Source organism: Streptomyces sp. NPDC091416 (assembly GCF_044756845.1).
In the GTDB taxonomy this organism is placed as follows: domain Bacteria; phylum Actinomycetota; class Actinomycetes; order Streptomycetales; family Streptomycetaceae; genus Streptomyces.
This window is the reverse complement of sequence record NZ_JBIVTU010000001.1, coordinates 1,506,062-1,532,560: the sequence shown is the minus strand read 5'-3', so window position 1 is coordinate 1,532,560 and position 26,499 is coordinate 1,506,062. Positions and strand designations below refer to the sequence as shown.

The window sequence follows — 26,499 nt, the reverse complement described above, 5'->3', positions numbered from 1 at the left end:
GTTGATAGGCCAGATGTGGAAGCCCGGTAACGGGTGGAGCTGACTGGTACTAATAGGCCGAGGGCTTGTCCTCAGTTGCTCGCGTCCACTGTGTTAGTTCTGAAATAACGAACGGCCGTGTTTTGTTCCGGTGTTGGTTAATTTCATAGTGTTTCGGTGGTCATTGCGTTAGGGAAACGCCCGGTTACATTCCGAACCCGGAAGCTAAGCCTTTCAGCGCCGATGGTACTGCAGGGGGGACCCTGTGGGAGAGTAGGACGCCGCCGAACTCCTTTTGATAGTTAAGCCCCGTGCCCTTGTGGCACGGGGCTTTTCTGCGTTCACGACCCGTTCAGCCTGCGGTGACCAGGTGGGTGTCGTATGCCAGGATGACCGCCTGGACGCGGTCCCTGGCTCCGGTCTTCGCGAGAATGCGCGAGACGTGCGTCTTCACCGTCGATTCGGCTACGTGGAAGCGTTCGGCGATTTCCGTATTGGTCCAGCCCTGCCCGATGACGGTGAGGATTTCCCGTTCCCGGTCGGTGAGCTTCTCGATTCGAGCGTCCGGGGTCGCGGGTCCGCCGGGAGCGGCCGGCAAGTGCTGTACGTATGCGTCGAGGAGACGGCGGGTCAGGCTGGGGGCGACCACCGCGTCGCCGCTGGCCACGGCTCGGATGCCGGAGAGGAGCTCCTCGGGCAGCGCGTCCTTGATCAGGAACCCGCTGGCGCCGGCGCGCAGACCGTCGTACGCATAGCGGTCCAGGTCGAACGTCGTGACGATGAGGACGCGGGTCCGGGATCCGGTCCTGATGATGCGGCGAGTCGCCTCGATTCCGTCGAGCAGGGGCATGCGGATGTCCATCAGGGCGACGTCCGGCTGGTGACGGGAGACGAGTTGAAGGGCCTCGTGGCCGTTGGCGGCTTCGCCGACGACTGTCATGTCGTCCTGGCTTTCCAACAGCATGCGGAAGCCGAAGCGTTGCATCGGCTGGTCGTCCGCGATGAGCACGGTCGTCACGAGAACAGGTCCTCCAGAGGGAGTCGGAGCCGTACTTGCCAGCCTGTGTCGGCTGGGCGGCCGGCTTCGAGTGTGCCGTCGTACAGGGAGGCTCGCTCGCGCATGCCCGTGATGCCCTGACCGGTGCCGGGGGGTCGGCTGTCGGTGGGGACCGGGGTGCCGTTGTCGGTGATCAGGACCTCCATTTCCGTCGGACGGTACGTCAGTGTGACCTCGGCTGCCAGGGATTCAGCGCCGGTCGCGTGCTTCAACGTGTTCGTGAGTCCTTCCTGCACCACCCGGTACACCGTCAGTTGGAGTCCGGCGGTGAGGGGGATGGGCGGCGGCGTGCCGCGGTGATGCAGGTGTACGGGGAGGCCTGCTCGGCGGACGCCCTCCAGGAGCGCGTCGATGTCGTCGAGTGTGGGCTGCGGGGTGCGGTCCGCGCGGTCCGGCGCGTCGCGCAGGACGCCGAGCAGGCGGCGGAGTTCTGCGAGGGCCTGGCGGCTGGTGGTGCCGATGGCGTCCAGGGCCTGGGCGGCCCGTTCGGGACTCTTGGCCGCGGCGTAGGCCCCGCCGTCCGCGAGGCCCGTGATCACGGAGAGGTTGTGGCCGATGATGTCGTGCATCTCCCGGGCGATCCGGGTCCGTTCGGCGGCCGCTGCCAGCTGGGCCTGCTGGTCGCGTTCGAGTTCCAGGCGGTTGGCGCGGTCGACCAGGGCCTCCGTGTACTCCTTGCGTGTACGCACCACGATGCCGACGAGGGCGGCGAACGCGAACGCGTACAGGTGCGGGACGAAGACCCGGTCCCAGTCCTCCGGGAAGTGGCCCGATCCGATCACGAGTGGGGCGAGCACGATGGCGGCCGACCAGGCCAGGGTGCGCACGGGCTGTCGGAGCGCGATGTTGAAGACGACGATCTCCTGGAGGAACGCGGCCTGGACGACGGCCCCCGTCCACGCGTTGACCAGGGAGAACGGTGCCATGAACAGCAGCACGGCCAGCGGATGGCCGCGGCGCCACAGCAGCGGGGCGGAGAACGTCACGCTCATCGCCAGGACCAGCGACGCCGACACGTCCGGATCGAGGGCGACCGAACGCCAGCCACCCGTCGAGACGTCGAGGACGGCGAACAGCACCCAGAACGTGGTGAGCAGTCCGTCCCAGACCCGGGGCTGGCGGCGGTCGAACGCGCGGACGCGCTGGAGCAGGCGCTGGATGTGTCCGGTGAGTGGGGAGGTGCTCGTCGGGCGGTGCGTGTCGTCTTCTTCCGTCACTTGTCCCTCACTCGTCCCCTATTTCGTACGTCTCGTGCCCTGCCCTGTGCGCCTCACGCGTCGCGGTGGCGCAGCAGGGCGGCTGCCGCGATCAGTGTGGCTGCTGCCCACAGGACGAGGGCGAGTAGGGCTCCGCCGGTGGAGGCGGCGTCGGGGAGCGGAGTCGCGGAGCCCAGGACGCCGGCCGCCTGGGTGGGGAAGTAGCGGACGGCGGTTTCGACGGCGTCGTACGGAAGCATGCCGAGTACCTCGGGCAGGACCATGACGCCTCCGATGAAGGCGCCGATCGCGCCCGGGACCGAGCGGAGCAGGGCGCCGAGGCCGAGGGCGATGAGGCTGAGGAGGGTGGCGCCGACCGCGTTGCCAGCCACGGCCCGGAGCACGCCGGGGTCGGCGAGGGAGGCGGACTGGTCCGTGTCGTGGAGGAAGAGCTGTGCGACGACGAACGTGAGCAGTGAGGTGGTCAGCATGACGCCGAGGACAGTGGTGGCGAAGACGGCCGCCTTGGCCCAGAGGACCGGGAGCCGGCGGGGGACGGCGGCGAGCGTGGCGCGGATCATGCCGGAGGAGTACTCGCCGGCGGTGACGAGGATGCCGAGGACCACCGTGCAGAGCGTGCCGAGTGTGGTGCCGTAGAGGACCAGGATGACGGTGTCGACGTCCGAGTCGCCGCCGTCCGATGTGTACGTGGTGCCCATGACGATGCCGATGGCGAGGACGAGGGCGGCGGCCGAGCCGAGGGTGATCCAGCTGGAGCGCAGGGTGTGCAGCTTGTGCCACTCGGAGCGCAGTACCCGGGTGGGGGTGATGCGGTAGGGGTGCGGGGCGGGTGTCGTGGTGGTCATGCGAGGGCTCCGGTCGGTTCGGGGGCGGTGACCCGGTACTCGACCGATTCCTGGGTGAGGTCCATGAAGGCCTGTTCCAGCGAGGCGGCGAGCGGGGTGAGTTCGTACAGCGGGATGGCGTGGGCGGCGGCGACGCGGCCGATGTGGGCGGAGTCCGTGCCGCGGATCTCCAGGCTGTCGGGGCCGTCCGCGCCGGTGATCTCGATGCCGGGGCCGCGCAGGAGGTCGCGCAGGGCGGAGGCCCGGGGGGTGACGACCTTGACGGCGGTGCCGCCCGCGTTGGCCACGAAGTCGGCGACCGTGGTGTCGGCGAGGAGGCGCCCGCGTCCGATGATGACCAGGTGGTCGGCGGTGAGGGCCATCTCGCTCATCAGGTGTGAGGAGACGAGGACGGTGCGGCCCTGCGTCGCGAGGGACGTGAGCAGGGTACGGATCCAGAGCACGCCCTCCGGGTCGAGGCCGTTGACGGGCTCGTCCAGGATCAGGGTGGCGGGATCGCCGAGCATGGCGGCGGCGATGCCGAGTCGCTGGCCCATGCCGAGCGAGAAGCCCTTGACGCGTTTCCCGGCCACCGCGGTCAGTCCGGCCAGGTCGAGGACGTGTTCGACGCGGCTGCGCGGGATGCCGTGGGTGTGGGCGAGCGCCATGAGGTGGTGGAAGGCGGTCCGGCCGGGGTGGACGGAGCGGGCCTCCAGCAGGGCGCCGACTTCGGTGAGGGGTGCGCTGTGGGTGGCGTAGGAGCGTCCGCCGATCGTGGAGTGGCCGCGGGTGGGGGCGTCCAGGCCGAGGAGCATGCGCATGGTCGTGGACTTTCCGGCGCCGTTCGGGCCGAGGAAGCCGGTGACGGTGCCCGGGCGGACGGTGAAGTCGAGGTCCTGGACGACGGTGGTGTCGCCGTACCTTTTGGTGAGTTCGTAGGCCCTGATCATGGGGTCGACGCTACGGAGCGGACGGCGGGCGGGCGTCGGACCGGGGGCGGGATGTGGCGGTGGGCCGTAGTACCGGGGTACGACGCCGGAGCCTTGGCCGAATCTGTTTGCGCGGGCGTCGGCGGCAGGTCAGGATCGGGGCATGGACTACGTGATACGCCCCGTGCGCGCCGACGAATGGCAGCTGGTCAAGGAACTGCGGCTGGCCGCTCTGCGGGATCCGGTGGCGCCGGTGGCGTTTCTGGAGACGTACGAGCAGGCCGCCGAGCGGTCCGACGGCTTCTGGCGGGAGCGGACGACCGGTGGGTCCGAGGCGGGCGACGGCGGGGTGCGGCAGTTCATCGCGGAGGCGAGCGACGGGAGTTGGGCGGGCTCGGTGACCGTGCTGATCGAGCGGCCGGACGGCGAGGTGCGGTTCGGTGAGGTGGCGGCGGTCCACCAGGCGCATGTGGTCGGGGTGTTCGTGCGGCCGGAGGCGCGCGGCAGGGGGGTGGCGGAGGAGTTGTTCCGGGCCGGGACGGACTGGGCGTGGTCGCTGGGTGAGCCGTTGATCGAGCGCGTACGGCTGTACGTGCACGAGAACAATCCGCGGGCGGCGGCGCTCTACCGCCGGATCGGGTTCGTGCCGACGGGCGAGAGCGTGCCGATGCCGGGTGACCCGTCGGCCAGGGAGTTGGAGTACGCGGTGGCGCGTCCGTAGGACCGGATCAGCTGCTGCCGTCGCGTACGGCGGTCGTGGCCAGGGTGGTGTAGTTCATCGTGAAGTGTCCGCCCAGGGAGTCGATGGCGTCCCCCACCGCGTTCAGGATCCCGGTCAGTTGGCCGGGGCGGAGTCGGGTGAGGCCGCCGGTGGTGGGCAGCAGGGCCAGCCACTGGTCGCGTGTGTAGGACTGTTCCCAGTCGAAGCGCCACTGTTCCGTTGCGTGGAAGTGTCCGGTCGCGTCGATCGTGTCGGCGATCTTGGCGTAGGCCGCCCGGTAGACGTCCAGTGGGCGTCGGGCCGGGCCGTTGTGGAACGGGGAGTCGGGCGCTGCCCGCCGGTATGCGGCGGCGAAGGGTTCGGCCACCTCGGCGGGCGGCTCGTACGCGTGCCCGAAGATGGCCAGACGGCCCCCTGGGCGCAGTACGTCCGCTGCCTTCGTGGCGCCGGTGGACGGGTTCACCCAGTGCCACGACTGCGCGGCGACAACCGCGTCGAACGTCCGGCCGGCGGGCTGCCAGTCCTCGAAGGTCGCCACTTCGACGTTCAGCCCGCGGGACTGTGCGAAGGCGGCCATCCGGGGGTCGGGCTCGATGCCGAGGACGGTGCAGCCGGCGGCCTGGAACTGGCGGGCGGCGATGCCGGTGCCGCAGCCGATGTCGAGTACGTGAGAGGCGATGCCGACGGCGTCGGGGCCGATGGCGTCTGTGTGGCGGCCGGGGCCTCCGGCGGCGATCCGGGTCACCAGCGCGGCAGGGTAGCCGGGCCGTGCCTGGTCGTAGCGCTGTGCGTCCACGCCGAAGGACTCGGCCATCCCGCGGGCCTCGTGCGGTTGCGTTTGCGGTTTCGGCGGGGGTGGTTCCGGGTGGTCTCTCGATACGATGGGCATGCGCCCACTCTAGTGGGCGCATGCCCACTCGCCTAGACGGCGGGCGGCGCCATCGCCATGTCATCGTCATCGTCATCGAGAGGATCTGAGAGTGCCGACCGGTGTGCACCTTCGCGACGCGCGGCAGCAGCTGTTCGACGCGGCTGAACGCGTTCTGTTGCGGGAAGGGCCGAACGGGCTGACCAGCCGGGCCGTGACCGACGAGGCGGGCTGCGCCAAAGGCGTCCTGCACCGGCACTTCGCCGACTTCGACGCCTTCCTCGCCGGCCTCGTGCTCGACCGGGCAGCCCAACTGGAGACGCAGGCGCGTGCGTTGCGCGAGTCCGTCGGCACCGGCACGGTCGCCGGCAACCTCACCGCGGCACTGGCCACCCTGTTCGGCCCGGTTCCGGTGGCGATCATTCCGCTCATCACCTTCCGGGACGTGCTGCGCACCCGCTTGCGGGAGGCCCGGCCCGGAGGCGGCATCGCGATCCTCGCCGAGGCCACGACCGCGGTCTCCGCCTACCTGTCCGCCGAGCGTGAGCTGGGCCGCATCGCGGCCGACGCGGACATCGACTCGCTCACGCTGTCCCTGGTCGGCGGCGGGCATCTCCTGTTCGCGGACCGCGAGGCACCCGGTCCGCCGGACGCGGCGGCGGTCGAGCGGTTCGTGGACGCGGCCGTTGCCGACGCGGTGCGGCGCCGGCCGCGTCGGTGAACAGCCCTGTGGCGTCCGGGCCGGGGGTACGGGGGCCGGGTGCTGTGACGGGTGGGGTGCTGGGCCCGGTTCAGAGGGTGGTCGGGGCCGGGAGCTGCTGGGTCCAGCGGGCGCGGGCCTGCTCGCGGGAGCGGAGCAGGGCGACGGTCGGCAGGCCCTGTTCCTCGCCGGTGGTGAGGAGCTCCGGCAGCCGGGGCAGGGGGGCAACGGCCGCGATGTCGTCGAGGACGAGCGTCATTGGTGGGTCGAGCCGACCGTCGGATGACCGTGCGGCCATGCGGCGGCCGTGCTCGACCACGTCTGAGGCGAGCGCGGTGAGCAGGGGCATCGCCCCGGGGCCCGAGCGCGGGTTCTCGATGGGTTCGCCGACCACATAGAGACTGCCCCCCTCGTCCACGAATGATTCCAGCGCGAGCGCATCGGATCGGTTCGGTGTGCAGGCGTCCCGGATGTGGACCGAGGCCAGGGCGCCGAAGGCCCGAACCGTCAGTTCCTGTGCCATCTCGCGGCGTTCGGGGTGGGCGGTGAGCGCGGACTCCAGCAGCCCGGCGAGCCCGGAGGCCGCCTTGGGGTGCGTACGGAGCAGGCGCACCGGTTCATGGGCGCTGCCGCCGAGCGCCCAGCGGTGGACCTGGCGGAAGGGGCGGCCGTCGATCGCGGCGGCGTGCAGCCAGCACTGCAGGAGGGTCTCCGCGGTGTCGGCCGTCGCCGCGTCGATGCGGGACTGCGGTCGTACGGGGGCGAGAAGTGCGGCGGAGCGGGCGGCCGCTCGGTCGGGCTGTGCGCAGCCGGTCGTGGGGGACCAGTGGAGCCGGGCCGGGGTGTCGCAGAGGTGACCGGGGTCGTAGACGAGGACCGGGCCGAGCTTGGCCCGGGCGTCCTTCGTCTCGGCCCAGACGCTGGGGTCGGAGGTGACGACGAGCACGGGGCCGTCCGCCTCGCGGATGGCCTGGACGGCGGTGGGCCGGCGGGTGGCGGCGGGGCCGTAGACGACGAGGGGCGTGCGCGGGGAGGGAACGACGGGCGGAAGGTCGGCGCCCGCGGGAGCCGGGGTCCGGGTGGCTTCGGCGGTGGCAGCTGGTGCCTGGGTCGCTTCGGCCGGGGGAGCAAATGGCTGGGTCGCTTCGGCCGGGGTAGTCAGGGGCTGGGTGGCTTCGGCCGGGACTGTCTGTTGGGTGGCAGGACTGGGGGCGGCGGGTTCCTGGCGGGCGGACCGGTCCTCGTGGACGTACTCCTGGGCCCGTTCGTTCCGCTGCTCCAGGCGCTCGGCTCGCTGCCGGGCCCGGACCCCTCGCCAGCGGGCGACCACGCCCATCACGAACACCGTCAGGACGACCAGCACCATCAGTTGCCCGATGAACAGGCCCCAGAACAGCCCGTACCCGGAGAGCTCGCCGGCCGGGGTGGCCGGCCAGGCGGAGGGCAGGTCGTGCGGGGCTTCCACCAGACGGCGCATGGCCGGCGGGGTCTCGGCGAGGGTCACGCCGTCGGGCCAGCCGCCGTGGGCGAGGAGGCCGGCCAGGCCGGTGGCCGTCCAGGCCAGCAGCGTCAGCCCGAGGAGGAAGAGCATCAGCCCGATCAGCAGCCCGTCGGGGATGCCGCCACCGCTTCCGTTTCCGCCGCCGTCGCGTACGTCACCGCGCCCCGCACCCGCCATGTCACGCCACCGTTGACTCGGACGACTCGTTCAGCCGTTGCTGGTTCTCGATCCGTGCCGCGCGTTGTTCCGCCTCCAGTTCGGCGGCGCGCACGTCCTCCGGGAGGAGATCGGATGCCGATGACTCGGTCATGGCGCGGTCGGTGAAGACGAGGGGGCGTTCGGCTTCGGTGATCAGGTGTTTGACGACCTGTACGTTGCCGTTGACGTCCCAGACGGCGATGCCGGGGGTGAGCGTGGGGATGATCTCGACCGCCCATCGGGGCAGCCCGAGTACCCGTCCGGTGGCTCTGGCCTCGTCGGCCTTCTGGGCGTAGATCGTGCGCGTGGAGGCCATCTTCAGGATGGCCGCCGCCTCCCGTGCCGCGGCTCCGTCGACCACGTCGCTGAGGTGGTGGACGACGGCGACGAACGAGAGTCCGAGGCGCCGCCCGAACTTCAGCAGGCGCTGGAAGAGCTGGGCGACGAAGGGCGAGTTGATGATGTGCCAGGCCTCCTCCACCAGGAAGATGCGTTTCTTCCGGTCGGGCCTGATCCAGGTGTGCTCCAGCCAGACGCCGACGATCGCCATCAGGATCGGCATGGCGATCGAGTTGCGGTCGATGTGCGAGAGGTCGAAGACGATCAGCGGGGAGTCGAGGTCGATGCCGGCGGACGTCGGTCCGTCGAACATCCCGCGCAGGTCGCCGTCGACGAGCCGGTCCAGGACGAGCGCGACGTCCAGACCCCAGGCCCGTACGTCGTCTATGTCGACGTTCATCGCCTCGGCGGACTCCGGTTCCGGGTGGCGGAGCTGGTCGACGATGTCCATCAGGACGGGCTGGCGCTCGGTCGTCGTCTCGTTCACGTAGGCGTGCGCGACCTTGAGCGCGAAGCCGGAGCGCTCGTCCAGGCCGTGACCCATGGCGACTTCGATGATGGTGCGCAGCAGGGCGAGCTGGCCCGTGGTGGTGATCGCGGGGTCGAGCGGGTTGAGACGGATCCCGCCGTTGAGCGCGGAGGTGGGGTCGAGGCGGATCGGGGTGAGGCCGAGCTCCTGCGCGATGAGGTTCCACTCGCCGACCCCGTCCTCGCCCTGGGCGTCCAGGACGACGACCTGGCGGTCGCGGAAGCGGAGCTGGCGGAGCACGTACGTCTTCTCCAGCGCGGACTTGCCATTGCCGGACTCGCCGAGCACCAGCCAGTGCGGGGCGGGGAGCTGTTGCCCGTACAGCTGGAAGGGGTCGTAGATGTAGCCCTTGCCCGAGTACACCTCGCGGCCGATGATCACGCCGGAGTCACCGAGGCCGGGGGCGGCGGTGGGCAGGTAGACGGCCTGGGCCTGTCCGGTGGAGGTGCGGACGGGCAGCCGGGTCGTCTCCACCTTCCCGAAGAGGAAGGCGGTGAAGGCGTCCGTCAATGCGGACATCGGATCTCGCATGGCGTGACTGACCTCCCTCTCGGTGTCGCGGACTGGTGGGCTAGCGGCGGATGCCGGTGGCGAACGGCAGGGTGTTGACGAAGGCGCGGTGGTGCTCGCGGTCGCACCACTCCAGCTTCAGATACGACTTGCCGGCGGAGGCCCGGATCGTCCGCTTGTCGCGGGCGAGGGACTCGGGCGAGCGCGACGACACGGTGATGTACCCCACGAGGTTGACCCCGGCCGCTCCGCTCGCGAGATCTTCACCCCGCTGGTCGAGCCGGCCGTGGGCGGCGATGTCGCGCGGGTCGACCGTGCGGTTCATCTTGGCCTGGCGGCTGGCCTCGGCCTCGTCGTTGGTCTTCTCGGTGAGCATCCGCTCGATGGCGATCTCGGTGGGTTCGAGGTCCATGGTGACCGCGACCGTACGGATCACGTCGGGCGTGTGGACGAGGAGCGGGGCCAGGAAGTTGACGCCGACGGGCGTCATCGGCCACTCCTTCACCCAGGCCGTGGAGTGGCACCAGGGCGCGCGGGTCGACGACTCACGGGTCTTGGCCTGGAGAAACGTCGGTTCGACCGCGTCCAGTTCGGCCGGCCAGGCGTTGCGCTTCGTCATGGCCTGGATGTGGTCGATGGGGTGGTCGGGGTCGTACATGGAGTGGACCAGGGAGGCCAGACGGCTCTGGCCGAGCGGCTGGCGGACCCGGATGTCGGCCTCGGCGAGACGGGCGCAGATGTCGGTGAGCTCGCGCGCCATGACGACGGCGAGCCCGGCGTCCCGGTCGAGCTTGCGGCCGGCGTGCGGCCGGGCGGCGCGGGCCATCGCGTTGGCCTCGGCGGCGAGCTCCCGGGTGTAGTGCATGCAGGCGACGAGGTAGGCGCGGTGCTGCTCGCTGGAGGTGGAGACCATGGACTGGAGCTGCTCGTACGACTCCTGCAGCCAGCCCGGGGAGCCCTTGTCGCCGCGCTGGGCGACGTCCTTGGCGTGGGCGTCGGGGTCGGCGGGCAGGGTGCGGGCCAGCATCTGGATACGGGTGACGAAGCCGTCCCCGTTGGCGACGTGCTTGAGCAGGGTGCCGAACCGGTCGACGAGCGCTTCCTGGTCCTCGCTGTCGCGCAGCCCGACGCCGGGCCCCTCGATCTCGATCGCCGCGGTGACGGTGCGGCGGTCGGCGTGCAGCAGTACGGCGATCTCGTCGGGCCCGAAGGGGGCGGCCAGCCAGTTGATCCGGCCGATGCCCGGGGGCGGTCCGATCTCGACCTCGCGCCCGTCGGCGCTGACGCCCGCTTCCATGGCGGTGGAGCGGTAGGACGTGCCGCGGCGCAGGGAGCGCTTGAAGCTGCGGTTGATCTCGAACCACTTGTAGAAGGTCCGGTGTTTGTACGGGACGTAGACGATCGCCAGGGCGAGCAGCGGGAAGCCGGTGAGCAGCACGATCCGCAGGGAGAGGACGGGGACGAGCAGGCCGCTCATCATGCCGAGGAACGCACCGCCGATGATCAGGGCGATCTCGCCCGTCTCGCGGTTCTTGCCGACGATCGCGTTCGGCCGTGCGCGGCCGATGAGATACGTACGGCGGGGCGCGATCGGATGGGACTGAGTGCTCAACGCCCGCCACCTCCTGTGCTCTTGTTACCTGAACTGCCTGGTCCACCGGATCCGCCGCGTGAGCCGCGGCTGCCGTGCGGGGTGCCGGACGTGGGACCCGAACCGCTGCGGGGCGGAGGTGCGGCGGAGGGGACAGATCCGCCGCCGACCCCGCTCCCGGAGTTGCGGGAGCTGTGCGCGGCGACTCCGCCGCTGACCGGGTTGGCGGGCCGTCCGCCGCCGCTGTTGTTGCCGCCGCCGTCCTGGCCGCCGCCGCGGCTGCTGTGGGTCTTGATGCCCTGCGAGACGAGAGCGGCGGGCGAGCTGATCATCGCGGCGGCCTGGGAGCCGTCGGTGGCCTGCTTGCGGTTGGTGCGCGCGCCCTGGATCTCGTCGCCGAAGCCGGGCACGAAGCGGTAGATCATGCCGGAGGCGAAGATGGCCAGCAGGATGATCGCCAGGCCGGAGACCACGGCGGAGAACGCGTCGGGCCCGTCGTCCGACGACAGGGCGCCGGCCAGTCCGAGCACGATGACGATGACCGGCTTCACCATGATCACGGCGATCATGATGCCCGCCCAGCGTCGTACGTGTCCCCACATGTTCTTGTCGACGAGCCCCGCGTACACGGCGGTTCCGAGGAGGGCTCCGACGTAGAGCAGGGCGGCCCGGATCACGAGCTCCAGCCAGAGGATGCCTGCGGCGAGGATCGACACGAGCGAGACGACGATCAGCATGATCGGGCCGCCGCCGATGTCGGCGTCCTTCTTGAGCGCCTCGGCGAACGACCCGAAGAAGACGTCGGTCTGCCCGCCGGAGGACGAGGAGATGACCTCGGTGACGCCGTCGGTGGCCGAGACGATCGTGTAGAGGATCAGCGGTGTGAAGGCCGAGGCGAGCACGGTGAGCCAGAGGAACCCGATGGCCTCGGAGATCGCGGTGGTCAGCGGTACGCCGCGGATCGCCCTCTTGGCGACGGCGAGGAGCCACAGGATGAGCGTCAGCACGGTGGAGGCGGCGAAGACGATCGCGTACTGCTGGAGGAAGCGGGTGTTGGTGAAGTCGACGTTGGCGGTGCTTTTGACGGCCTCGCTGAGCTTGCCCACGATCCAGGCTGCGGCGTCGGCACAGCCGCGGCCCAGGGAGGTGAGGGGGTCCTGGGCGGGGTCGACGCTGTCGGGGAGGTTGTTGGACCTGGGGGAGGCATTGCCTTCGCAGTAGTCCTTGGCCGGGCCATGAATGAGGTCACAAGCGTTGTTGCTGCTCGGGCTCGGGCTCGGGCTCGGCGCGGCGGCGGCTCGCGTTGCGAGCAGGACAGCGGACACCTGCACGGCCGCGACTAGCGCAGCGACAGAACCTACTCGACGGTACGACCTACCGGGCATATGTGAACCCTCCGAAACCATTGACGGCTCCGGCGATTTCTTCCGCGCTGGATGCCCTCGTGTCGCTGCCTACCGGAGCAGGGCCGTCCTTCTGGGAGTGAGTGACAGCTTTCCAGTCATCGTTGATCCACTGGAGCTCCATAGTGATGGTGAACCACCCATCCGTTACGGGCTTGGTGGAACCTTCCCCGGCCAGGCCGATCAGCCCCGTGCACCAGACTTCGACGGTGGCATTGTCACTACTGCTCTTCGTTACCTGGGTGCCGATGGGCGTCGTGCGTGAAATGAAGGTGAACCCCGCCGGTGTAGAGCCGTCCTCGTTGAGCCCAAGGTTCTTGAACAGGTTTGCGGAGTAGGCCTGGTCGAGATTTGTGCGGAACCCATCCACTGCAGACGGCGCAATCACGCTGCTGAGGATCTCGTCCCGCTTTGTCTTATCGAACATCTCGACCGACCCGAGCGCCACGGAATAGTTCGCCGCCGCGCTCTGCGCCCCCTGCTCGTCATGCGCGAACCCCGAAGCGATCTCGCCGTTCTTCCCCGTCACCGGCTTCGTCCCCGTCGCCGCCGTCGACGTCGCGTCCGCCTTCTTGCCGTTGCTTCCCGACGCGCCGTCACCGCCGCTCCCGTCGCCGCCGCCCATGTTGGCGAACGCGATCGCTCCGAGCAGCAGGACGATGACGCCCACGACCGTGACCAGTGAGCGCGAGCTGCGGGCCGGGCGGCGGGGGCCGTAGGTGTCGCCGCCCTCGCGGTCGGGGAGGCGGGTGCGGGTCTGGCGTGTGCCGCCGAGGGTGCTGTAGCCGTCGCCCGTACGCCCCGAGTCGTTGCCGTAGCCGTCGTCGTGACTCATGCCGCGTACGCCCCCTCAACCGTTGCCTGAATCGTGCCTCTGTACGACGTTAGCCGTGCTGGTTCCCGCGTGGACGCGGTGTGGTGACTCGACATCAGGGGGACGCAACCTCTGCCGGTGGGCACGACGGACGGATGGTGACGGGTGGGCGGGGCCGGCCCCGGGCGCGGGGCGGTGGCCGGTTAGACGGCCATCCCGTAGACGATGGTGAACACGGTTCCCAGCGATCCGATGATGAACACACCGGTCAGGCCCGCGACGATCAGGCCCTTGCCCTGTTCCGCGCTGAACGTGTCGCGCAGGGCCGTCGCGCCGATCCGCTGTTTGGCGGCGCCCCAGACCGCGATGCCGAGACAGAGCAGGATCGCGATCGCCATCACGACCTCGATCATCACGCGGGCCTCGTTGCCCAAGGTCCCGAACGGCCCCCAGTTCGGGGCGATTCCGCCGATGATGGTGGTGATGTCGCCCTTTTCAGCTGCCAGGATCATGTAAGTCACCGCCCCTGTTGGGTAGTTCGGTGCCCGTGCCGCATGGCACGGGTCAGCCTCTATCTTCGCTGATGAAACTGCTCTCGTACGACGACTTGGCGGCTCTCTTTACCCGGATCTCGTACATATGACCGGTCTGGCTGCCCTGACCTGCGGATCGAATCAGTGTGTGAGCGATTTGTGTCTGGTTACTCTGTGTATCACGGAGGGTGACGCCGGGCAATGATCGCCATCGCGCCACCCTGGCCGAGACATGTGAGGAGGGTCGAACCGCACCCATCAGGGGAGATCCGGCGAGGTCGGGGGCGTCGGCGGGGCCAGGAGCGGGTGGCGGGGGACCGGTGGGCGAGGCGGGGTCCGCCAGGCCGACGGCGGCCGGAAATCGCACCATGACCCGTCGAAGGGAAAGGTTCCGGCCTCCGCGAGCCGCGCCACCCGGTCTCCCTCGGTCCTGATGGCCGCGGCCTCCTCCGCGTTCCAGTACGCGGGATGACCGGTCTTCTCGGCGAAGGACTCCTCGTCCTTCCACTGCCAGGTCCGGTCCGGCGCCACGTTGATGTCGAGCTCGTGGTCGGCGATGTCGATGTCGTCGCCGTGGTGGACGCGGCGCTCCAGATTGACGTACCAGCCGCGGAACTTCCGTCTGCGCCCGAAGAGCCACAGGACGGAGTGTGCGGCCCCCGTCGGCTGGTAGAAGAGCGCGCTGCCCATGGGCCACCGGCCGGCGACCACGGGGTAGCCCTCGGCGGGGCGCTCGTGCGGGGCGATGTCACGTAGGTGCGTGGCGCCGCGTGGCAGGGCCGTGCACCACATCGGGGTGCCCGTCTCCATCCAGACGAGCTGTGCCTCGGGTGTGCGTTCGACCAGGCGCACGGGTACGGAGGCGCTCAGATGGCCGCCTATGAAGAAGTTCCAGTGCAGGATCCGCCCCTGCTCGTTGCTCGTGCCGTTGGCCGCGACGTCCCGCTTGTCGGTTTTCATGTAGTTGATCATTCCCGCGGTGTGTGCGTCGGACACGTGAAGGGCGCAGGGCCCGCCGGTTCGTCGGCAGGCCCTGCGCCCTGGTGTGGTCGGGAGCGGTCCCGGATGGCTCGTCAGATACGGCTGCAGTCGTCGTAGCCCGGGGTGACGGGCTTGAAGTAGTGGGCGAGCGCATCGCGGGTGTTCGGGCCGTAGACGCCGTCACCTGAGACGCCCGAGTTCTTCTGTGCCCGGATCAGGGCCAGGCGGGTGTTCTCGCCGAACTCGTTGTCCACGCTGAGATTCTCGCGGTAGCACTTGTTCAGCGTTCGCTGGAGCGCGCCCACGGCGGAGCTGTTGGAGCCCTTGCTCATCTGGCATGTTCTGGTGACGCTGCTGCTCGTGCGGTACACCGGAATCTGGGCTTCGCCCATCCATTCGCCGAAGTTCAGGCGGACAGCGGTGGTCGAGTTGCACCAGCCGATGGCCGCCGCAGGCGTGGCGGTCAGGAGAGTGCCGCCCATGCCCGCCAGCACCATCGTGCCGGAGACGAAGGCCGCCTTCGTGCGGGTGATCCGGATCTTTGCCATGCTGCTACTCCTCGGTTGCGTGTTTCGCTCGGTTGCGTGCTTCGGCGGATGAGGTGGTTCGGGAGGGGCCGTGGGTCAGTTGTTCCGTCGCTGGGCCTGCGCCAGCCGGTTCGCCTCCCTGCGCCGTTCCGGGGTGGCCGGGTCGTCCGGTGCTCCGGTGCGCGGGCTGTCGTGGCGGGCCGGGCCGCCGCCGAAGGCTGCGGTGAGGCGGCCGAGCGTACGGGTGCCCGGCTTCACATCGATCTGGAAGTGGCCGGCGGTGGCCGGTGCCAGGTCGAGGCCCCAGCGGACGGTGCCCTCGCAGTCCGCGAGGATGTCGCGCACGATCGCCGTCTGGTGCGGCCAGAGGCCGTCGCCGGCGCCGGGGAGGACCAGCGCGGTCCCGGAGAGGCGGTTCGACGCGTACGCGGTCCGCACCACACGGTCGGTGGTGTGGCCCAGTACGTCCGGGGCGGCGCGGAGCGGCATGACCTCGTAGTGCCAGCGCCGGGCCACGTGCAGCAGGACGCCGGCCGCCTCCGCGTGCAGACGGACGGTGGCCGGGGAACCCTCGACGCGGAACGTCTCGACGGCGTCCGGATCGATGAGCCAGCCGTTGGCACTGCGGCCCGCCTCCCAGCGCGACGCGCGGGCGGCCGCGCCGGGTGTGGCGAGGGGCGCAGCCGTCGCGGGGCTCGGCAGGGCCAGCAGCGCGGTGGCCGCTCCCGTGGCCACCAGGAGTGTGCGGCGGTCGATGGTCACGAGGCGCCTCCTTCGGCGTCGACGCGGTCGGTGAAGGCCCAGCGGAAGCCGAGCAGGAAGGAGTTCAGTTCGGACGCGGGGATGGCCGTGGGCAGTTGTTCGGAGTCGCGGAGGCTGTTCTCCAGCTGGTAGAGGTCCCCGATGGTCTGCCAGATGTTGTCGCCGGTCAGCACGCCCTTGGCGAGTTGTTCGACGGTCGCGTAGTCGGCGCCGAACCGGTTGGCGTAGAAGGCGCGCCAGCGTTTGTCCGCCGTGACGTTCCCGTCCCCGGCTCCCGAGTAGTAGTCCGCCACGGCTTCCGACAGGCGCTGCCCGGCCTGAAGACGCCGGCTGAGGTTGAACGCGTCCGCGTCCTCGATGAAGTCGCTGTGGCCGAATGAGGAGTCCACGTCGGTGCGGCCCAGGCGGTCCTGGCAGAACGCCAGACCGGTGGGGTACGCGTCCCGGTTCTGGCGCCACTCGATGTAGAACGTCACGAGGTCGCCGCCCCAGCCGGCGCTGTCAGCGAGGCTCGCCTCACCGGTGGTGAAGTCGTGCCGCACGAATCCCGCGGTGGAGGCCATGAGGTGCCGGGTGGAGAGAACCGCCTGGGTGATCGGATCGGTGAGCTCCTGGAAGTCCCGTACGGAGATGTCCCGGGCTTTCACATGATCGATCCACTCCTTTTCGATGAGGCCGAGCAGCACGTTCCACGCGAGGTTGTCGTAGAGCCCGTACCGGATGAAGTCGGTGACCAGGCGGTTGCGGCTCTTGTTGTCGGGGTTTGCGTAGGAGTCGGCTGCCGCTTCCAGCTTCTGGAGGCCCACGATCAGGTCGTCGAGACCGGGCGCCGGCGAGTTGACCGAGTCGGACCCGGGGTCGGTGGTCGCCCGCCATACGTCGTGGTCGAGGTCCCGGACGCCGTCCCCGTCGAAGTCGAACTCGCGGATCTGGTTGACGGACCAGTTGCGCGGCAGCGGGTAGCCGAGGTTTCCGGAGAAGCCCCACGACATGCCGCTGACGAAGGACCAGCGGGCTCCGGTGTTGCGGGAGACCTGCTCACACACGTTCCGCGAGCCGTACACCCCGAACTGGTAGTAGTTGCCGTGCTGGGCCAGGATCGAGCGCACTCCCTTGAAGTACGGGATGATGTACTGGTTGATCTCGCTGCCGATGGCGTCGTAGTCGACGGCGAAGTAGATACAGGTGCCGCGGTTGAAGCCGAATCCCTTGGCTTTGCGGTAGGCGTTGTAGCCGTCCGCCTCACCCCGCGTGAAGGTGAACTCGCTCGCCGCGCCGCCGTAGTACTGCGAGATCGGGAACACGCGCAGTCCCGCTCCGAAGATCGTCTGGAGTTCGCCCGGCTTGATGACCTTGTCGAGCCAGCCGTTGTCGCCCTCCTTCAGCTTCTCGTCCAGGTAGCGGCCGACGAGGCGGTATCCGGCGTTGTACAGCGCCTGGCCGCGCTGCGATGTGATCTCGGTGATGCCGTCGCAGCCGGTGGCGCCGCGGTACGGGTCGCCGGTGGAGATGAGGAGCTGTGCCCATGCCTGGTAGTCGCCGATGTCGGTGGCCGGCTGGGACATGTGGGAGAACGCCTTGAAGGTGCGCAGCCACTCCCCGTGCTCCGACGCGGTGAAGGAGAAGCTGTACGGATACTCGCCGAAGTCGTGGTCGTACGTGGGTGAGTTGAACAGGCAGGCCGCCTTGAAGAGGTAGCCCAGCGGGGTGCCGAGGTCCTCGGGGGCGACGGGGTGGCTCTTCAGGCCGGCGATCGTGCCCTCGCCGAAGTTGCCGGTGATGCTGCCGGGCGCGATGCCGATCTCGTACTGGATGGCCATCATCAGGCCCTGCTGGACGTCGCGCGAGTACACGCCGTCGCAGGGGACGAGCCGCATGGCGGGGATGCCGAAACCGAGTACGTAACGGGAGTTCAGGCGCCGCTGGATGCCCTGGACGAGGGTGCTGCCGCCGGCCACCAGGCGGAACTGGTCCATGCGCAGGAGCGCCTGGACCACGCGGGGCCACATCTCGGCGCTGATCGGGATCTCGGGCGGGCAGCCCATGCCGGCCCACAGGTCCATGAGTGAGTTCTGGGCGGTGGAGTCCCAGGTGTCGGGTGCCGCGGAGGCGTAGTAGCCCTTGCACCACAGCGCGTAGTTGAAGATCCGGACGATGTTCTTGTTCGTCTCGGAGCCGGGGCGGAGATTGCGGGCCTGGACCTTGGCGTACGTGCCGGGGCCGAAGTTCTGCACGACGGGCGAGATCCCGAGTTCGTGCTGGAGGGCCTGGGTGAGGCTGAGAACCGTGCCCCAGCCCGTGTTGCCGTCCTCGTCGCAGTCGAGATACCCGTTCACGCCGCCATAGGTCGCGTTCACCCACTTCTGGGCCGCGAGCACGTTCGGATCGTTCATCGTTCCTCTCCTGTGGGTTCGGGTGGGGTACGGGCGCGGGCCCGGCCGGGGGAGGAAGGCGGCCGGACCGGAGTTCCCCCGAAGGCCCCGGTCCGGCCCTGGACACGAGGGCTCTCGGTGCTGCGAGGGCGGATCGTCCCGCTCCTCGTGCCGCCATGAGCATCGGCCGGGGCACGTAGGGAGCGCCAGACCTTCCGGGACGGTGGGGCGATCACGGGATGGTGAGGCTGTGACCTGCGGCGATACCGTCCCGGGTGGGGTCGGTGTGGGACGGGCGCACACCGGGGCCGGGGTTCTGGCATGCTGACGCCCGCCATAGCCGGTACGCACATATGGGGGGACCATGGCGCGTTGGACAGGCCTGCCGGAATCGCTCGACCCGCATCTGCGGCAGTTGGTCGTGCTGTTGCGCGAGCACAAGGACCGCAAGGCGCTGAGCATTGCGGCGCTCGCGGTCCGGACCGGTTTCGGGAAGTCGTCCTGGGACCGCTATCTGAACGGCCGCGCCCTGCCTCCCGAGGAAGCCGTCGAAGCGCTCGCCCGGGTCTGCGACGTGGAGGCCGCCCCGCTGCTGGAACTGCGCGAGCTGGCGGCCTCGGCTCCGGGGGCGGATGAGGTCCTTGACGAGCCCGGGGCGGCGGGGGCCGTGTCCGGGCGGCAGTCCGTGCCCTGGTTCGCGATGGTGATGTCCAGCGTGACAACGGCCCTGGTGATGCTGCTCGGACTGATGCTCCTCGCACCCTGGGAGGGCGGTGCCGGGGCGTCCGGCACCGCCGATGGCAAGCCGCTCGTCGGCCCTGTCCATCCGAGCCTCGGGACCTTCGCCTACAAGGCCGGGACGACGTACGAGTGCCAGGTCCAGCGGGACACGGAGGACGGCCTGCTGTACGCGGGCTACAGCCGTACCCGGTCCGAGCCGCTCCAGCGTGATGCCTCCGGCTGGTCGGTGGTGGAGGCCCAGTGCCTCCTGGAGCACCATGGCGTCCCGCCCGGGACCGTCGACGGTGCCTACGGGAACAACACGGACCGGGCGGTGCGAAGGCTCCAGGACAAGGCAAGGATCGCGGTGGACGGGATCGCCGGGCCGGACACCTGGAAGGTGTTGCGGAAGTGACCGGGCGGGACGCGTCGCCCGAATGGGCGGGGCTCTGCCGGACCCTGCGGGAGCTGCGTGCCGGTACGGGCCTGAGCCTGGCCGCCCTCGCTGCCAGGACGCCGTACAGCAAGTCGTCCTGGGAGCGGTATCTCAACGGGGGCACGTTGCCGCCACGGCAGGCGGTCGAGCAACTGTGCGCGCTGGCCGGGGTCGACCCCCGGCGCCCGGTCGCCCAGTGGGAGCTGGCCGAGACGGTATGGAGCGGCCGGGCGGGAGCGGGCCGGCAGAGGCCGGCGGGCGAGGAGGAGGCGGCCGCGCCCGCCGACCGGCCCGGGCCGCGCGCCGTCCGGCCGCGTCCCTGGGTCCTCGGCGCCGCGATCCTTGTCGTCGCGGCTACCGCCGCGACGCTGGTGATCCTTCTGCGCCCGGGGCCGTCCCCGGACCCGCTTCCCACTGTCGACGTCCGGGCCTCGGTGGCGGGTCCCGGATGCCACGGTGCCACCTGCACCGGCAAGGACGCCGAGGACTTGGAGTGTTCCAACTTCGCCGAACCGCCCACCACGCTCGGTGAACAGCGGCTCGACGGGACGGTGGTGAAGGTGCGGCACTCCGCCGTGTGCGAGACGGTCTGGGCGCGTATCGACCGGGGCGAGGAAGGGGACCTGGTGGAGGTCCTGGTGCCCGACGTCCGGATTCAGCGGGTCGCCGTCAAGGACCGGTTCGATGCGACGGGCTCGGTCTCCACGCCCATGGCCGCGGCCTCCGCTGCCGCGCTGCCCCAGGTCAGGGCCTGCCTGGTCCGGGCCGGCGAACGCCACTGCTTCACGGTGCCCCCGAGCTGAGCGACGCCCGCGCCGGCCGCCGGATCCGGGCCCGGACCGGTCAGTGGCCTCCCCGGTTCTCCACGCACGGCCCGGTTCCCGGCTGCGGTTCGGCGTAGGCGCCGTGGACCTGAGTGGTCAGTTCCTTCTCTGTCAGGCGGCCGGACACGCACACGTCTCCCGTGTGAACGCTGTAGAGCTCGTGCCAGACATAGACGCCGTGTTCCTTCCCGCAGCCCAGGTGTGCCAGGGCCGCCGTGATCCGCTGCTCGCTGACGTCGCCCTCCTTGCGGGCCTTCTCCAGCTCGTACCGGATGAGCTTCGCCGAGGCCTCGCCCTTGGCACGCTTGTCGGCGCTGAGTTCGCCCGCCATGCGGTAGGCGTGGTTCTCCTCGTAGTGGGGCGGTCGGTCGTCGCTGTTCCCCTCGTGCGGTGCTCCGGTCGAGGCGTTCGCCGTGGGTGTGGGCGTGGCGGAGGAGGTCTGCTTCGGAGGAGCCTCGGTGGGCTGGGCGCACTTGGGCCGGGGGGCGAACGACGGCCGCGGAACAGCCGACTGGGCCTGCTGCTGCCCGGGGCGTTCGGTGCCGCACGCGGTCAGGGTGAGAGCCAGGAGGACGGCTGCCGCGGCAGTCCGTCCCAGGCGTGCGCCGTGGTGTGGGGTCAGGGGCATGGATTGCGTCTCCGGGGCGGGTCGGGACCGTGCCTTGCAGGGGGTGCGGGGTGTGCCTGTGCGGGCCGGGTCCGCCGGATGGGTCAGTCGGTGGCGATGCCCCTGGCCGCCAGGACCTCGGCGTCGAAGGCGGCGCCCATCCCGCAGTCGTCGACGCCCGAGATCAGCCGCAGGTTGGGCAGCAGGCCGAGGTCGTCGAGCGAGCGGACGTCGTAGAGGTCGTCCTCGCCGTCCCAGACCGGGGAGCACTCCTGGTAGACCTCGAGGCCGCCGTCGAGGGTGAGCTCCTCAACGGTCGCGAGCAGTTCCTCACTGATCTCCAGCGCCTCGAAATGCGCTCGGGCCTCGGCGAGCACGGTGTGGGCGAGGTCGTTCTCGTACGCGTAACCCTGCGGGTCGTCGATTCCCTTCGCCTTCAGGCAGTCCGCGATGCGAAACGCAGGGGTGAGGGTCTCGTCGGTGTACATGAGCTGCTCAATGACGAGGAGCTTGAAGTTGAAGTCGCGGAAGGCAGGCATGCGGTGAGCGTAGCGAGGGGGTGTGACAGCGGGTCCGCCGGCCGCCGCCCTACGCGGCCGGGAGATGGCGGCCCGTCGTGGAGCCGAAGCCCAGCCAGGTGTGCCGGTTGCCCGCCCAGCACCAGCCGGCCTTCGGGGCGTTGCGCCGCTCCCGGCCGTCGCGGCCGGTGCCGTTGCTGATCCAGAGCGCCGGGGTGCGGGCGTCGAGGGCGCCGTTGGCCTTGCGCAGCCGGGAGCCGATGGTCATGAAGCAGTGGTTGCGCTCCAGGGCGGCGGGCTGCTGCAGCACCCAGTGGATGCCCTCGGTGAGGAGCAGGGGCGTGCGGTCCTGCTCGATGAGGGCGGGCAGCGCTTCGTCCGGGCTCCAGTTGGCCATGTGGTCGCCCCGGTCGACGCCGCCGAGGACGTAGAGCGGGGCGTCGGGGACCGAGACCGTGTCGAGCGGGGTGAAGAGGTCGACATCGGGCATGTCGACGACGACGAAGCCCGGTCTGTCGTCGCGGCGGAGCAGCGGGGCGAGGGCGGAGGCGGGCGCCCGGTCCGGGTGGACGGCGAGCAGGCCCCCGCCTTCGCCGGCCCCGGACTCTGCCGTCCTGGCGAAGGCGCGGATCCCGTCCGCCGACAGGCCGGCGATCTCGTGCACCCCGAGCTCGATCAGTGTCTCGGCCTGCGCACTCAGGTGCGGGAGGGCGGGGAGCGGTGCGGAAGTTACGGGGGTGGGTTCGGGCACGTTGCTCCTCGGGCGGCTGCGGGCTGCGGGCGATGGGTGATGGGTGACGTGGACGGCGCAGGCGTAACGCGGGGATCCTGCCGGAACGTTCCCTTCACCTTCTGCCGCCGGTCCTCCGCCCTTGAAGGCTCGGTGCCTCAGCCCTGGAAGCCTCAGTCCTCGAAGTCCCGGGCCAGTTCCTCCCACGCCAGGCTCCGCAGGCCCGCGGGGGCGTTGTCGTTCGTCGGAGGGTCCGCGGTGGCCTGGAACCAGACGACTACGAGCGCGGAGAAGTACCAGCCGGAGTCGTGAGCGGGGTCGATCTCCGTCGAGTCGAACGCGCCGATGCAGGCGACGGCCGGCAGGTCCTCGATCGGCTCGTCGCGGCGGGTGGTCGTGCCCCGCGCCGTGACGTCGGGGGGTATCAGATGGACGGGCCGGCCGGGATAGGCCTCTTCGGCGGTGCGCAGGAGATGGGCGATGAACCGCTCGTTGACCTGTCTCGTCGGGGAGCCTGCGATGAGGCCGCCGTAGGTCGAGCGGAGCCGTAATTCGGTGAGGGCGATGCCGCGGCGCGGCGACAGGGTGAGGTGGCTCAGGGGCATGGACGGACGGTACAGCCGGGTTCCGGTTCGCAGGAGTGACCGGCGGTATCGGGGATCCGGCCTCAGCCGGTGACGACATGGTCGAACTCGCCTGCTCGGACACCCTGTGCGAAAGCCTCCCACCTGGACCGGGTCGTCGTGACGACGTTCCCGGGGGCGCTGGTCTCGCGCAGGTGGACGAGGTCGTCGCCCTCGCCGAAGGCGATCTCGGTCCAGCGGCCGGGGCCGGGTTCGTCCTCGGGGGCGGCGCGGATCCAGGTGGGCGCGTCAGCCATGGGGACGCTCCTCGGCGCCCCAGCTCTCCGCGTGGAGCGTGACGAGGTACAGCCCCGCCCGCGCTCGGCGAGTTCCTGCGGAGCCTGCGTGCTCCACCGGAAGGGGACGTGGACCCCGAGCCGGATCCGGCTGCGGCCGGCGGCTCCCCGTAACGCCGCGTACGGGCCTGGACGGGCCGTCATGATCCCCTCAGGCAGGAAGTTTCGTGTCGATGACGCAGCTGATCTCGACGACCTGGCCGGGCAGGGCCAGTTCGATGATGCCCAGGACCGTGCTGGCCGGGCGGTGGTCACCGAAGTACCGCAGATTGGCCTCCATCGTTGCCGCGGCGTTCTGGCGCAGGTTCACCAGGTACAGGGTCTGCGAGACGATCTGCTTCCGGGTGGCGCCGTAGTGGTCCAGGATCCTGTCCATGTTGGCGTGGGTCTGATCGAGCTGGGCGGCGAAGTCGCCCGGGTGGAGCAACTCGCCCGCTTCGTCGAACGAGAGCTGTCCGGAGACATGGATCAGCTCGCCGGACCTGATCGCCTGTGCGTAGCCGAAGTCGCTCTCGGCAGGCACGTCGTAGCTGAAGACATCAATGGTGGCCATGGTGTTCGCCCTCTCTCGATGCGCTCTCTTGTGGTTACTCAGGAACTGTAAGAGAGTGACGGTTTACCTGGAAGAACGAACTTTTTGGTGACTGAGGAACCTCATGGTGAGCAAGCAGCTGCTCAAGGACTTGCCCGAGGAGGCCGACCTGCGGCGGGCGGACTCCCTGGCGCGGGAGATCTTCTCGGATGTCGCCAACAAATGGGCGCTCCTGATCATCGAGGCGCTCGGCGGGCGCACCCTGCGCTTCAGCGAGCTGCGGAACGAGGTCGAGGGCATCAGCCACAAGATGCTCACCCAGAACCTGCGCATGCTCGAGCGCAACGGCCTGGTCGACCGGAAGGTGTACCCCACCGTGCCGCCGCGGGTCGAGTACACCCTCACCGGACCGGGCCGGGCCCTGCGTGCCGCGGTCGATGTCATCTGTGACTGGACCCATCGGAACCTCGGCCACATCGAGAGCGCACGCGGGCGTTTCGACGCCTGACAGGCGCGAGGCGGCGCCCCTGTGCGCGCCCTCTTCGCTTCGCCTTTACGGAGGCCCGGACACATGCCCCTTCTGACGGAAGCGCGCCCCCTGTGCGGGACGGGAGCGACCGGATGACCCGTGCTTCCGAGGACTCCAACCGGCGCATGCTGCGGGCCCGGGACGCGATGGACCGGGCGTACGCCCAGCCGCTCGACGTACCGGCGCTCGCCCGGCTCGCCCATGTGTCCGAGGCGCACTTCTCGCGCACTTTCCGGTCCACGTTCGGCGAGACGCCCCATCGCTACCTCCAGCGACGCCGGGTCGAGCGGGCGATGTTCCTGCTGCGGGAGACGGGCCGCAGTGTGACGGACATCTGCTTCGAGGTCGGCTTCGGCAGTACGGGGACGTTCAGCCGGACCTTCCGGGAGATCGTGGGCCGGTCGCCCAGGGCGTACCGCAAGGAAGCGGTGGCCACGGGCGTCCCCACGTGCTTCACGATGGCGTGGACGCGGCCGGGCGGCTGACCGGGGAGCGATCGGGGCGGTGGCGGGGGCGCGGTCCTCGACCGATTGACAAAGCGGAGCGCTGTTCCGGATACTAAACGGAGCGGTGTTCCGTTTTCAGTCGACCTGTGCGGGATACCCTGACCGCCATGTCCGCCGCCCTGTCCCAGGAGACCCGGCGCGTGGCAGGTGCCATCGAGAAGGAGCCTTCGCCGTGAGCACGACCGCATCCCCCACCACCACCGAAAGCGGCACCGCTTTCGACGCCTTGGGCGCCCCCGCCCCCGTCCTGTCCTTCAGCCCCGTGACCCTCCCCGTACCCGGCCGTCCGGTCGATCTCCAGGTGCGCGTCTCCGCACCCTCGACCGGAACCGCGCTTCCGGTCCTCCTCCTCTCCCACGGCCACGGCCCCTCGAACAACCTCTCCTCGCTCAACGGCTACGCCCCGCTCGCCGACTTCTGGGCGGCACACGGGTTCGTCGTCCTCCAGCCCACCCATCTCACCTCCGCGACGCTGAGCCATCTGGTCGCGGACGCCCCCGGAGCCCCCGACTTCTGGCGTTCCCGTGCCGAGGACATGACGCACCTCCTCGACCGGCTCGACGTGATCGAGAACGCCGTGCCGCAGCTTGCCGGGCGGATCGACCACCGCAGCATCGCCCTCGCCGGACACTCGCTGGGCGGCTTCACCGCAGCCCTTCTGCTGGGTGCCGGGCTCACCGACCCCGCCACCGGGCACGTGGTGCACCTCGTCGAGCCCCGGATCAAGGCCGGTGTCCTGCTTGCCGCGCCCGGCAGGGGCGGCGAGGTCTTCAACGGGCCCATGGCCGGGCAGTGGCCGGTCATCGGCGGCGTCGACTTCTCCACCATGACCGCTCCCGCTCTCGTCGTCGCCGGGGACAAGGACGACTCCCGGCACTTCACGGACATGGGGCCGGAGTGGCACGCCGACCCCTACACCCTCGCCCCCGGGCCCAAGGACCTGCTGACCCTGTTCGGCGCGGAGCACGGGCTCGGCGGGATCGCCGGATACGACGCTGCCGAGACCACCGACGAGAACCCCGCGCGGGTGGCCGCGCTCGCCCGGCTCACCGCGGCCTACCTGCGGACCCGGCTCCGTCCCGGCGATCCGGCATGGCGGACGACGTCCGAGGCGCTGACGGCCGGCCCCGACGCGGTGGGACGGATCGCGTCCAAGTAGCGAACCCCAAGCAGGGCATCGAAGTGGGGCGGCGTCCGAAGCAGGCGGCATCCACAGAGGCGGACTCCGGTTCCACGGAGTCGGACCCCGGTTCCCCGCGGCCGAGGACCGTGCCGATTGAGCAGTTCCGGATAAGTTTCCGCGGCGCCGTCGCCGTAGCGTGAACGTCATGTTCAACGCAATCACGCACTCGCAGATGTACGTCCTCGATCAGGACGAGGCCCTCGACTTCTACGTCGGCAAGCTCGGGCTGGAGGTGGCCGCCGACGTGGACCTGGGATTCATGCGCTGGCTGGCCGTCAGCGTGCCGGGCCATCCGGAACGGCAGATCCTCCTGGAGAAGCCGGGTGCTCCGGCGATGTCCGAGGAGACGGCGGCGCAGGTCCGCGACCTCGTGACGAAGGGAGCGATGGGCGGATGGGTCATCCTCACCACGGAAGACTGCCGCAAGACGTACGAGACGCTGCGCGCCCAGGGCGTCGAGTTCACCGAGAAGCCCACCGAGCGTCCCTACGGTACGGACTGCGGCCTTCGCGACCCGTTCGGCAACCGCCTCCGCTTCACGCAGCCGAAGACGGCCGGCTGACGGAGAGGCAGGCGGTGTGACGGAACGGCCGAGCCTCCTGACGGCCCGTGGGGGCGTTTCGTCAGGAGGCTCGCGAAG

At 70.1% G+C, this 26,499-nt stretch carries 29 protein-coding genes and 2 rRNA genes; 10 read left to right on the top strand and 21 right to left on the bottom strand.

What is annotated here, in order from left to right; genetic code table 11:
* Both ACIQMX_RS07010 and rrf read left to right on the top strand, forming a co-directional pair.
* Window positions 1-73: ribosomal RNA gene (locus ACIQMX_RS07010) — 23S ribosomal RNA — on the top strand; the annotation flags it as partial.
* A gap of 79 nt (window positions 74-152) precedes the next feature.
* Window positions 153-269 (top strand): 5S ribosomal RNA (gene rrf / locus ACIQMX_RS07005).
* A 62-nt stretch (window positions 270-331) separates the two neighbouring features.
* Here rrf and ACIQMX_RS07000 read toward each other — a convergent pair.
* The 4 genes from ACIQMX_RS07000 to ACIQMX_RS06985 are packed head-to-tail and all read right to left on the bottom strand — an operon-like array spanning window position 332 to window position 4,027.
* Window positions 332-997: a response regulator gene (locus tag ACIQMX_RS07000; protein ID WP_402475543.1), complete on the bottom strand. Its 666-nt coding sequence runs from the start codon at window positions 995-997 to the stop codon at window positions 332-334.
* Complete coding sequence (locus ACIQMX_RS06995) at window positions 994-2,253, bottom strand: sensor histidine kinase (RefSeq protein ID WP_402475541.1); 1,260 nt, start codon at window positions 2,251-2,253, stop codon at window positions 994-996. The genes ACIQMX_RS07000 and ACIQMX_RS06995 overlap by 4 nt, the downstream gene beginning before the upstream one ends.
* Window positions 2,254-2,306: 53 nt before the next feature.
* Entirely contained in the window at window positions 2,307-3,098 is a 792-nt protein-coding gene (locus ACIQMX_RS06990; protein WP_402475539.1) for an ABC transporter permease, read from the bottom strand.
* The gene (locus tag ACIQMX_RS06985) at window positions 3,095-4,027 is read right to left on the bottom strand and encodes an ATP-binding cassette domain-containing protein (RefSeq protein ID WP_363073316.1); all 933 of its coding nucleotides are present in this window, start codon (window positions 4,025-4,027) and stop codon (window positions 3,095-3,097) included. The genes ACIQMX_RS06990 and ACIQMX_RS06985 overlap by 4 nt, the downstream gene beginning before the upstream one ends.
* Before the next feature lie 142 nt (window positions 4,028-4,169).
* Here ACIQMX_RS06985 and ACIQMX_RS06980 point away from each other — a divergent pair, with 142 nt between their 5' ends.
* Window positions 4,170-4,727, top strand: coding sequence for a GNAT family N-acetyltransferase (locus ACIQMX_RS06980; RefSeq protein ID WP_363073314.1), 558 nt, complete (start codon window positions 4,170-4,172; stop codon window positions 4,725-4,727).
* Window positions 4,728-4,734: 7 nt separating this feature from the next.
* On the opposite strand, the gene ACIQMX_RS06975 is transcribed toward ACIQMX_RS06980, so the two are convergent.
* A complete protein-coding gene (locus ACIQMX_RS06975) occupies window positions 4,735-5,616 on the bottom strand; it encodes a class I SAM-dependent methyltransferase (RefSeq protein WP_402475538.1) in 882 nt (293 codons plus the stop codon).
* Window positions 5,617-5,707: 91 nt separating this feature from the next.
* Here ACIQMX_RS06975 and ACIQMX_RS06970 point away from each other — a divergent pair, with 91 nt between their 5' ends.
* Window positions 5,708-6,316, top strand: a complete 609-nt coding sequence (locus tag ACIQMX_RS06970) for a TetR/AcrR family transcriptional regulator (RefSeq protein WP_402475536.1) — start codon at window positions 5,708-5,710, stop codon at window positions 6,314-6,316.
* A gap of 70 nt (window positions 6,317-6,386) precedes the next feature.
* Here the strand turns inward: ACIQMX_RS06970 and ACIQMX_RS06965 are convergent, their stop codons facing one another.
* The 10 genes from ACIQMX_RS06965 to ACIQMX_RS06920 all read right to left on the bottom strand — a co-directional run bounded on the left by ACIQMX_RS06965 (window position 6,387) and on the right by ACIQMX_RS06920 (window position 18,376).
* Window positions 6,387-7,973 (bottom strand): type VI secretion protein, encoded by a 1,587-nt coding sequence (locus ACIQMX_RS06965; RefSeq protein ID WP_402475535.1) that lies wholly within the window; start codon window positions 7,971-7,973, stop codon window positions 6,387-6,389.
* A gap of 1 nt (window position 7,974) precedes the next feature.
* A complete protein-coding gene (locus ACIQMX_RS06960) occupies window positions 7,975-9,393 on the bottom strand; it encodes an ATP-binding protein (protein WP_363073306.1) in 1,419 nt (472 codons plus the stop codon).
* Window positions 9,394-9,433: 40 nt separating this feature from the next.
* Window positions 9,434-10,984, bottom strand: coding sequence for an SCO6880 family protein (locus ACIQMX_RS06955; protein WP_402475532.1), 1,551 nt, complete (start codon window positions 10,982-10,984; stop codon window positions 9,434-9,436).
* Complete coding sequence (locus ACIQMX_RS06950; protein WP_402475530.1) at window positions 10,981-12,348, bottom strand: hypothetical protein; 1,368 nt, start codon at window positions 12,346-12,348, stop codon at window positions 10,981-10,983. The genes ACIQMX_RS06955 and ACIQMX_RS06950 overlap by 4 nt, the downstream gene beginning before the upstream one ends.
* Window positions 12,338-13,201, bottom strand: a complete 864-nt coding sequence (locus ACIQMX_RS06945; protein WP_402475529.1) for a hypothetical protein — start codon at window positions 13,199-13,201, stop codon at window positions 12,338-12,340. The genes ACIQMX_RS06950 and ACIQMX_RS06945 overlap by 11 nt, the downstream gene beginning before the upstream one ends.
* Window positions 13,202-13,383: 182 nt before the next feature.
* Window positions 13,384-13,692, bottom strand: coding sequence for a hypothetical protein (locus tag ACIQMX_RS06940; RefSeq protein WP_072489575.1), 309 nt, complete (start codon window positions 13,690-13,692; stop codon window positions 13,384-13,386).
* Window positions 13,693-13,971: 279 nt separating this feature from the next.
* Window positions 13,972-14,673, bottom strand: coding sequence for a DUF402 domain-containing protein (locus ACIQMX_RS06935; RefSeq protein ID WP_363073298.1), 702 nt, complete (start codon window positions 14,671-14,673; stop codon window positions 13,972-13,974).
* Window positions 14,674-14,786: 113 nt separating this feature from the next.
* Complete coding sequence (locus ACIQMX_RS06930) at window positions 14,787-15,242, bottom strand: peptidoglycan-binding protein (protein WP_402475527.1); 456 nt, start codon at window positions 15,240-15,242, stop codon at window positions 14,787-14,789.
* Window positions 15,243-15,317: 75 nt separating this feature from the next.
* The gene (locus tag ACIQMX_RS06925; RefSeq protein ID WP_402475525.1) at window positions 15,318-15,983 is read right to left on the bottom strand and encodes a hypothetical protein; all 666 of its coding nucleotides are present in this window, start codon (window positions 15,981-15,983) and stop codon (window positions 15,318-15,320) included.
* Complete coding sequence (locus tag ACIQMX_RS06920) at window positions 15,980-18,376, bottom strand: glycoside hydrolase domain-containing protein (RefSeq protein WP_402475524.1); 2,397 nt, start codon at window positions 18,374-18,376, stop codon at window positions 15,980-15,982. Before ACIQMX_RS06920 ends, ACIQMX_RS06925 begins: the two co-directional genes overlap by 4 nt.
* 343 nt (window positions 18,377-18,719) lie before the next feature.
* Here ACIQMX_RS06920 and ACIQMX_RS06915 point away from each other — a divergent pair, with 343 nt between their 5' ends.
* Window positions 18,720-19,490 (top strand): helix-turn-helix domain-containing protein, encoded by a 771-nt coding sequence (locus ACIQMX_RS06915; RefSeq protein WP_363073290.1) that lies wholly within the window; start codon window positions 18,720-18,722, stop codon window positions 19,488-19,490.
* Window positions 19,487-20,314, top strand: coding sequence for a helix-turn-helix domain-containing protein (locus tag ACIQMX_RS06910; RefSeq protein ID WP_402475522.1), 828 nt, complete (start codon window positions 19,487-19,489; stop codon window positions 20,312-20,314). Before ACIQMX_RS06915 ends, ACIQMX_RS06910 begins: the two co-directional genes overlap by 4 nt.
* Window positions 20,315-20,354: 40 nt before the next feature.
* Here the strand turns inward: ACIQMX_RS06910 and ACIQMX_RS06905 are convergent, their stop codons facing one another.
* The 6 genes from ACIQMX_RS06905 to ACIQMX_RS06880 all read right to left on the bottom strand — a co-directional run bounded on the left by ACIQMX_RS06905 (window position 20,355) and on the right by ACIQMX_RS06880 (window position 23,662).
* Window positions 20,355-20,963: a hypothetical protein gene (locus tag ACIQMX_RS06905; protein ID WP_402475520.1), complete on the bottom strand. Its 609-nt coding sequence runs from the start codon at window positions 20,961-20,963 to the stop codon at window positions 20,355-20,357.
* Between the two features lie 83 nt (window positions 20,964-21,046).
* A complete protein-coding gene (locus ACIQMX_RS06900) occupies window positions 21,047-21,481 on the bottom strand; it encodes a DUF6892 domain-containing protein (RefSeq protein WP_363073284.1) in 435 nt (144 codons plus the stop codon).
* A 49-nt stretch (window positions 21,482-21,530) separates the two neighbouring features.
* Window positions 21,531-22,211 carry a DUF5701 family protein gene (locus ACIQMX_RS06895; protein ID WP_402475518.1) on the bottom strand — a complete coding sequence of 227 codons (681 nt, stop codon included), beginning with the start codon at window positions 22,209-22,211 and terminating at the stop codon, window positions 21,531-21,533.
* A 152-nt stretch (window positions 22,212-22,363) separates the two neighbouring features.
* A complete protein-coding gene (locus ACIQMX_RS06890) occupies window positions 22,364-22,795 on the bottom strand; it encodes a hypothetical protein (protein WP_363073280.1) in 432 nt (143 codons plus the stop codon).
* Window positions 22,796-22,857: 62 nt separating this feature from the next.
* Complete coding sequence (locus ACIQMX_RS06885; protein WP_402475516.1) at window positions 22,858-23,070, bottom strand: DUF397 domain-containing protein; 213 nt, start codon at window positions 23,068-23,070, stop codon at window positions 22,858-22,860.
* A gap of 190 nt (window positions 23,071-23,260) precedes the next feature.
* Window positions 23,261-23,662, bottom strand: coding sequence for a RidA family protein (locus tag ACIQMX_RS06880; RefSeq protein ID WP_402475514.1), 402 nt, complete (start codon window positions 23,660-23,662; stop codon window positions 23,261-23,263).
* 103 nt (window positions 23,663-23,765) lie between these two features.
* Here ACIQMX_RS06880 and ACIQMX_RS06875 point away from each other — a divergent pair, with 103 nt between their 5' ends.
* The 4 genes from ACIQMX_RS06875 to ACIQMX_RS06860 all read left to right on the top strand — a co-directional run bounded on the left by ACIQMX_RS06875 (window position 23,766) and on the right by ACIQMX_RS06860 (window position 26,421).
* Entirely contained in the window at window positions 23,766-24,149 is a 384-nt protein-coding gene (locus tag ACIQMX_RS06875) for a winged helix-turn-helix transcriptional regulator (RefSeq protein WP_402475512.1), read from the top strand.
* A 113-nt stretch (window positions 24,150-24,262) separates the two neighbouring features.
* Entirely contained in the window at window positions 24,263-24,655 is a 393-nt protein-coding gene (locus tag ACIQMX_RS06870) for a helix-turn-helix domain-containing protein (protein WP_402475510.1), read from the top strand.
* Between the two features lie 247 nt (window positions 24,656-24,902).
* Window positions 24,903-25,835 carry an alpha/beta hydrolase family protein gene (locus ACIQMX_RS06865; RefSeq protein ID WP_402475625.1) on the top strand — a complete coding sequence of 311 codons (933 nt, stop codon included), beginning with the start codon at window positions 24,903-24,905 and terminating at the stop codon, window positions 25,833-25,835.
* A 169-nt stretch (window positions 25,836-26,004) separates the two neighbouring features.
* A complete protein-coding gene (locus tag ACIQMX_RS06860) occupies window positions 26,005-26,421 on the top strand; it encodes a VOC family protein (protein WP_363073270.1) in 417 nt (138 codons plus the stop codon).
* The last annotated feature ends 78 nt before the right edge of the window (window positions 26,422-26,499 follow it).

Bases quoted from the DNA above. Each gene is read 5' to 3' on its own strand.
- ACIQMX_RS06990 (WP_402475539.1), bottom strand. From the start codon at position 3,098: ATGACCACCACGACACCCGCCCCGCACCCCTACCGCATCACCCCCACC.
- ACIQMX_RS06985 (WP_363073316.1), bottom strand. From the start codon at position 4,027: ATGATCAGGGCCTACGAACTCACCAAAAGGTACGGCGACACCACCGTC.
- ACIQMX_RS06980 (WP_363073314.1), top strand. From the start codon at position 4,170: ATGGACTACGTGATACGCCCCGTGCGCGCCGACGAATGGCAGCTGGTC.
- ACIQMX_RS06975 (WP_402475538.1), bottom strand. From the start codon at position 5,616: ATGCCCATCGTATCGAGAGACCACCCGGAACCACCCCCGCCGAAACCG.
- ACIQMX_RS06965 (WP_402475535.1), bottom strand. From the start codon at position 7,973: ATGGCGGGTGCGGGGCGCGGTGACGTACGCGACGGCGGCGGAAACGGA.
- ACIQMX_RS06960 (WP_363073306.1), bottom strand. From the start codon at position 9,393: ATGCGAGATCCGATGTCCGCATTGACGGACGCCTTCACCGCCTTCCTC.
- ACIQMX_RS06950 (WP_402475530.1), bottom strand. From the start codon at position 12,348: ATGCCCGGTAGGTCGTACCGTCGAGTAGGTTCTGTCGCTGCGCTAGTC.
- ACIQMX_RS06945 (WP_402475529.1), bottom strand. From the start codon at position 13,201: ATGAGTCACGACGACGGCTACGGCAACGACTCGGGGCGTACGGGCGAC.
- ACIQMX_RS06940 (WP_072489575.1), bottom strand. From the start codon at position 13,692: ATGATCCTGGCAGCTGAAAAGGGCGACATCACCACCATCATCGGCGGA.
- ACIQMX_RS06935 (WP_363073298.1), bottom strand. From the start codon at position 14,673: ATGAAAACCGACAAGCGGGACGTCGCGGCCAACGGCACGAGCAACGAG.
- ACIQMX_RS06930 (WP_402475527.1), bottom strand. From the start codon at position 15,242: ATGGCAAAGATCCGGATCACCCGCACGAAGGCGGCCTTCGTCTCCGGC.
- ACIQMX_RS06920 (WP_402475524.1), bottom strand. From the start codon at position 18,376: ATGAACGATCCGAACGTGCTCGCGGCCCAGAAGTGGGTGAACGCGACC.
- ACIQMX_RS06915 (WP_363073290.1), top strand. From the start codon at position 18,720: ATGGCGCGTTGGACAGGCCTGCCGGAATCGCTCGACCCGCATCTGCGG.
- ACIQMX_RS06905 (WP_402475520.1), bottom strand. From the start codon at position 20,963: ATGCCCCTGACCCCACACCACGGCGCACGCCTGGGACGGACTGCCGCG.
- ACIQMX_RS06900 (WP_363073284.1), bottom strand. From the start codon at position 21,481: ATGCCTGCCTTCCGCGACTTCAACTTCAAGCTCCTCGTCATTGAGCAG.
- ACIQMX_RS06890 (WP_363073280.1), bottom strand. From the start codon at position 22,795: ATGCCCCTGAGCCACCTCACCCTGTCGCCGCGCCGCGGCATCGCCCTC.
- ACIQMX_RS06885 (WP_402475516.1), bottom strand. From the start codon at position 23,070: ATGGCTGACGCGCCCACCTGGATCCGCGCCGCCCCCGAGGACGAACCC.
- ACIQMX_RS06880 (WP_402475514.1), bottom strand. From the start codon at position 23,662: ATGGCCACCATTGATGTCTTCAGCTACGACGTGCCTGCCGAGAGCGAC.
- ACIQMX_RS06875 (WP_402475512.1), top strand. From the start codon at position 23,766: ATGGTGAGCAAGCAGCTGCTCAAGGACTTGCCCGAGGAGGCCGACCTG.
- ACIQMX_RS06870 (WP_402475510.1), top strand. From the start codon at position 24,263: ATGACCCGTGCTTCCGAGGACTCCAACCGGCGCATGCTGCGGGCCCGG.
- ACIQMX_RS06860 (WP_363073270.1), top strand. From the start codon at position 26,005: ATGTTCAACGCAATCACGCACTCGCAGATGTACGTCCTCGATCAGGAC.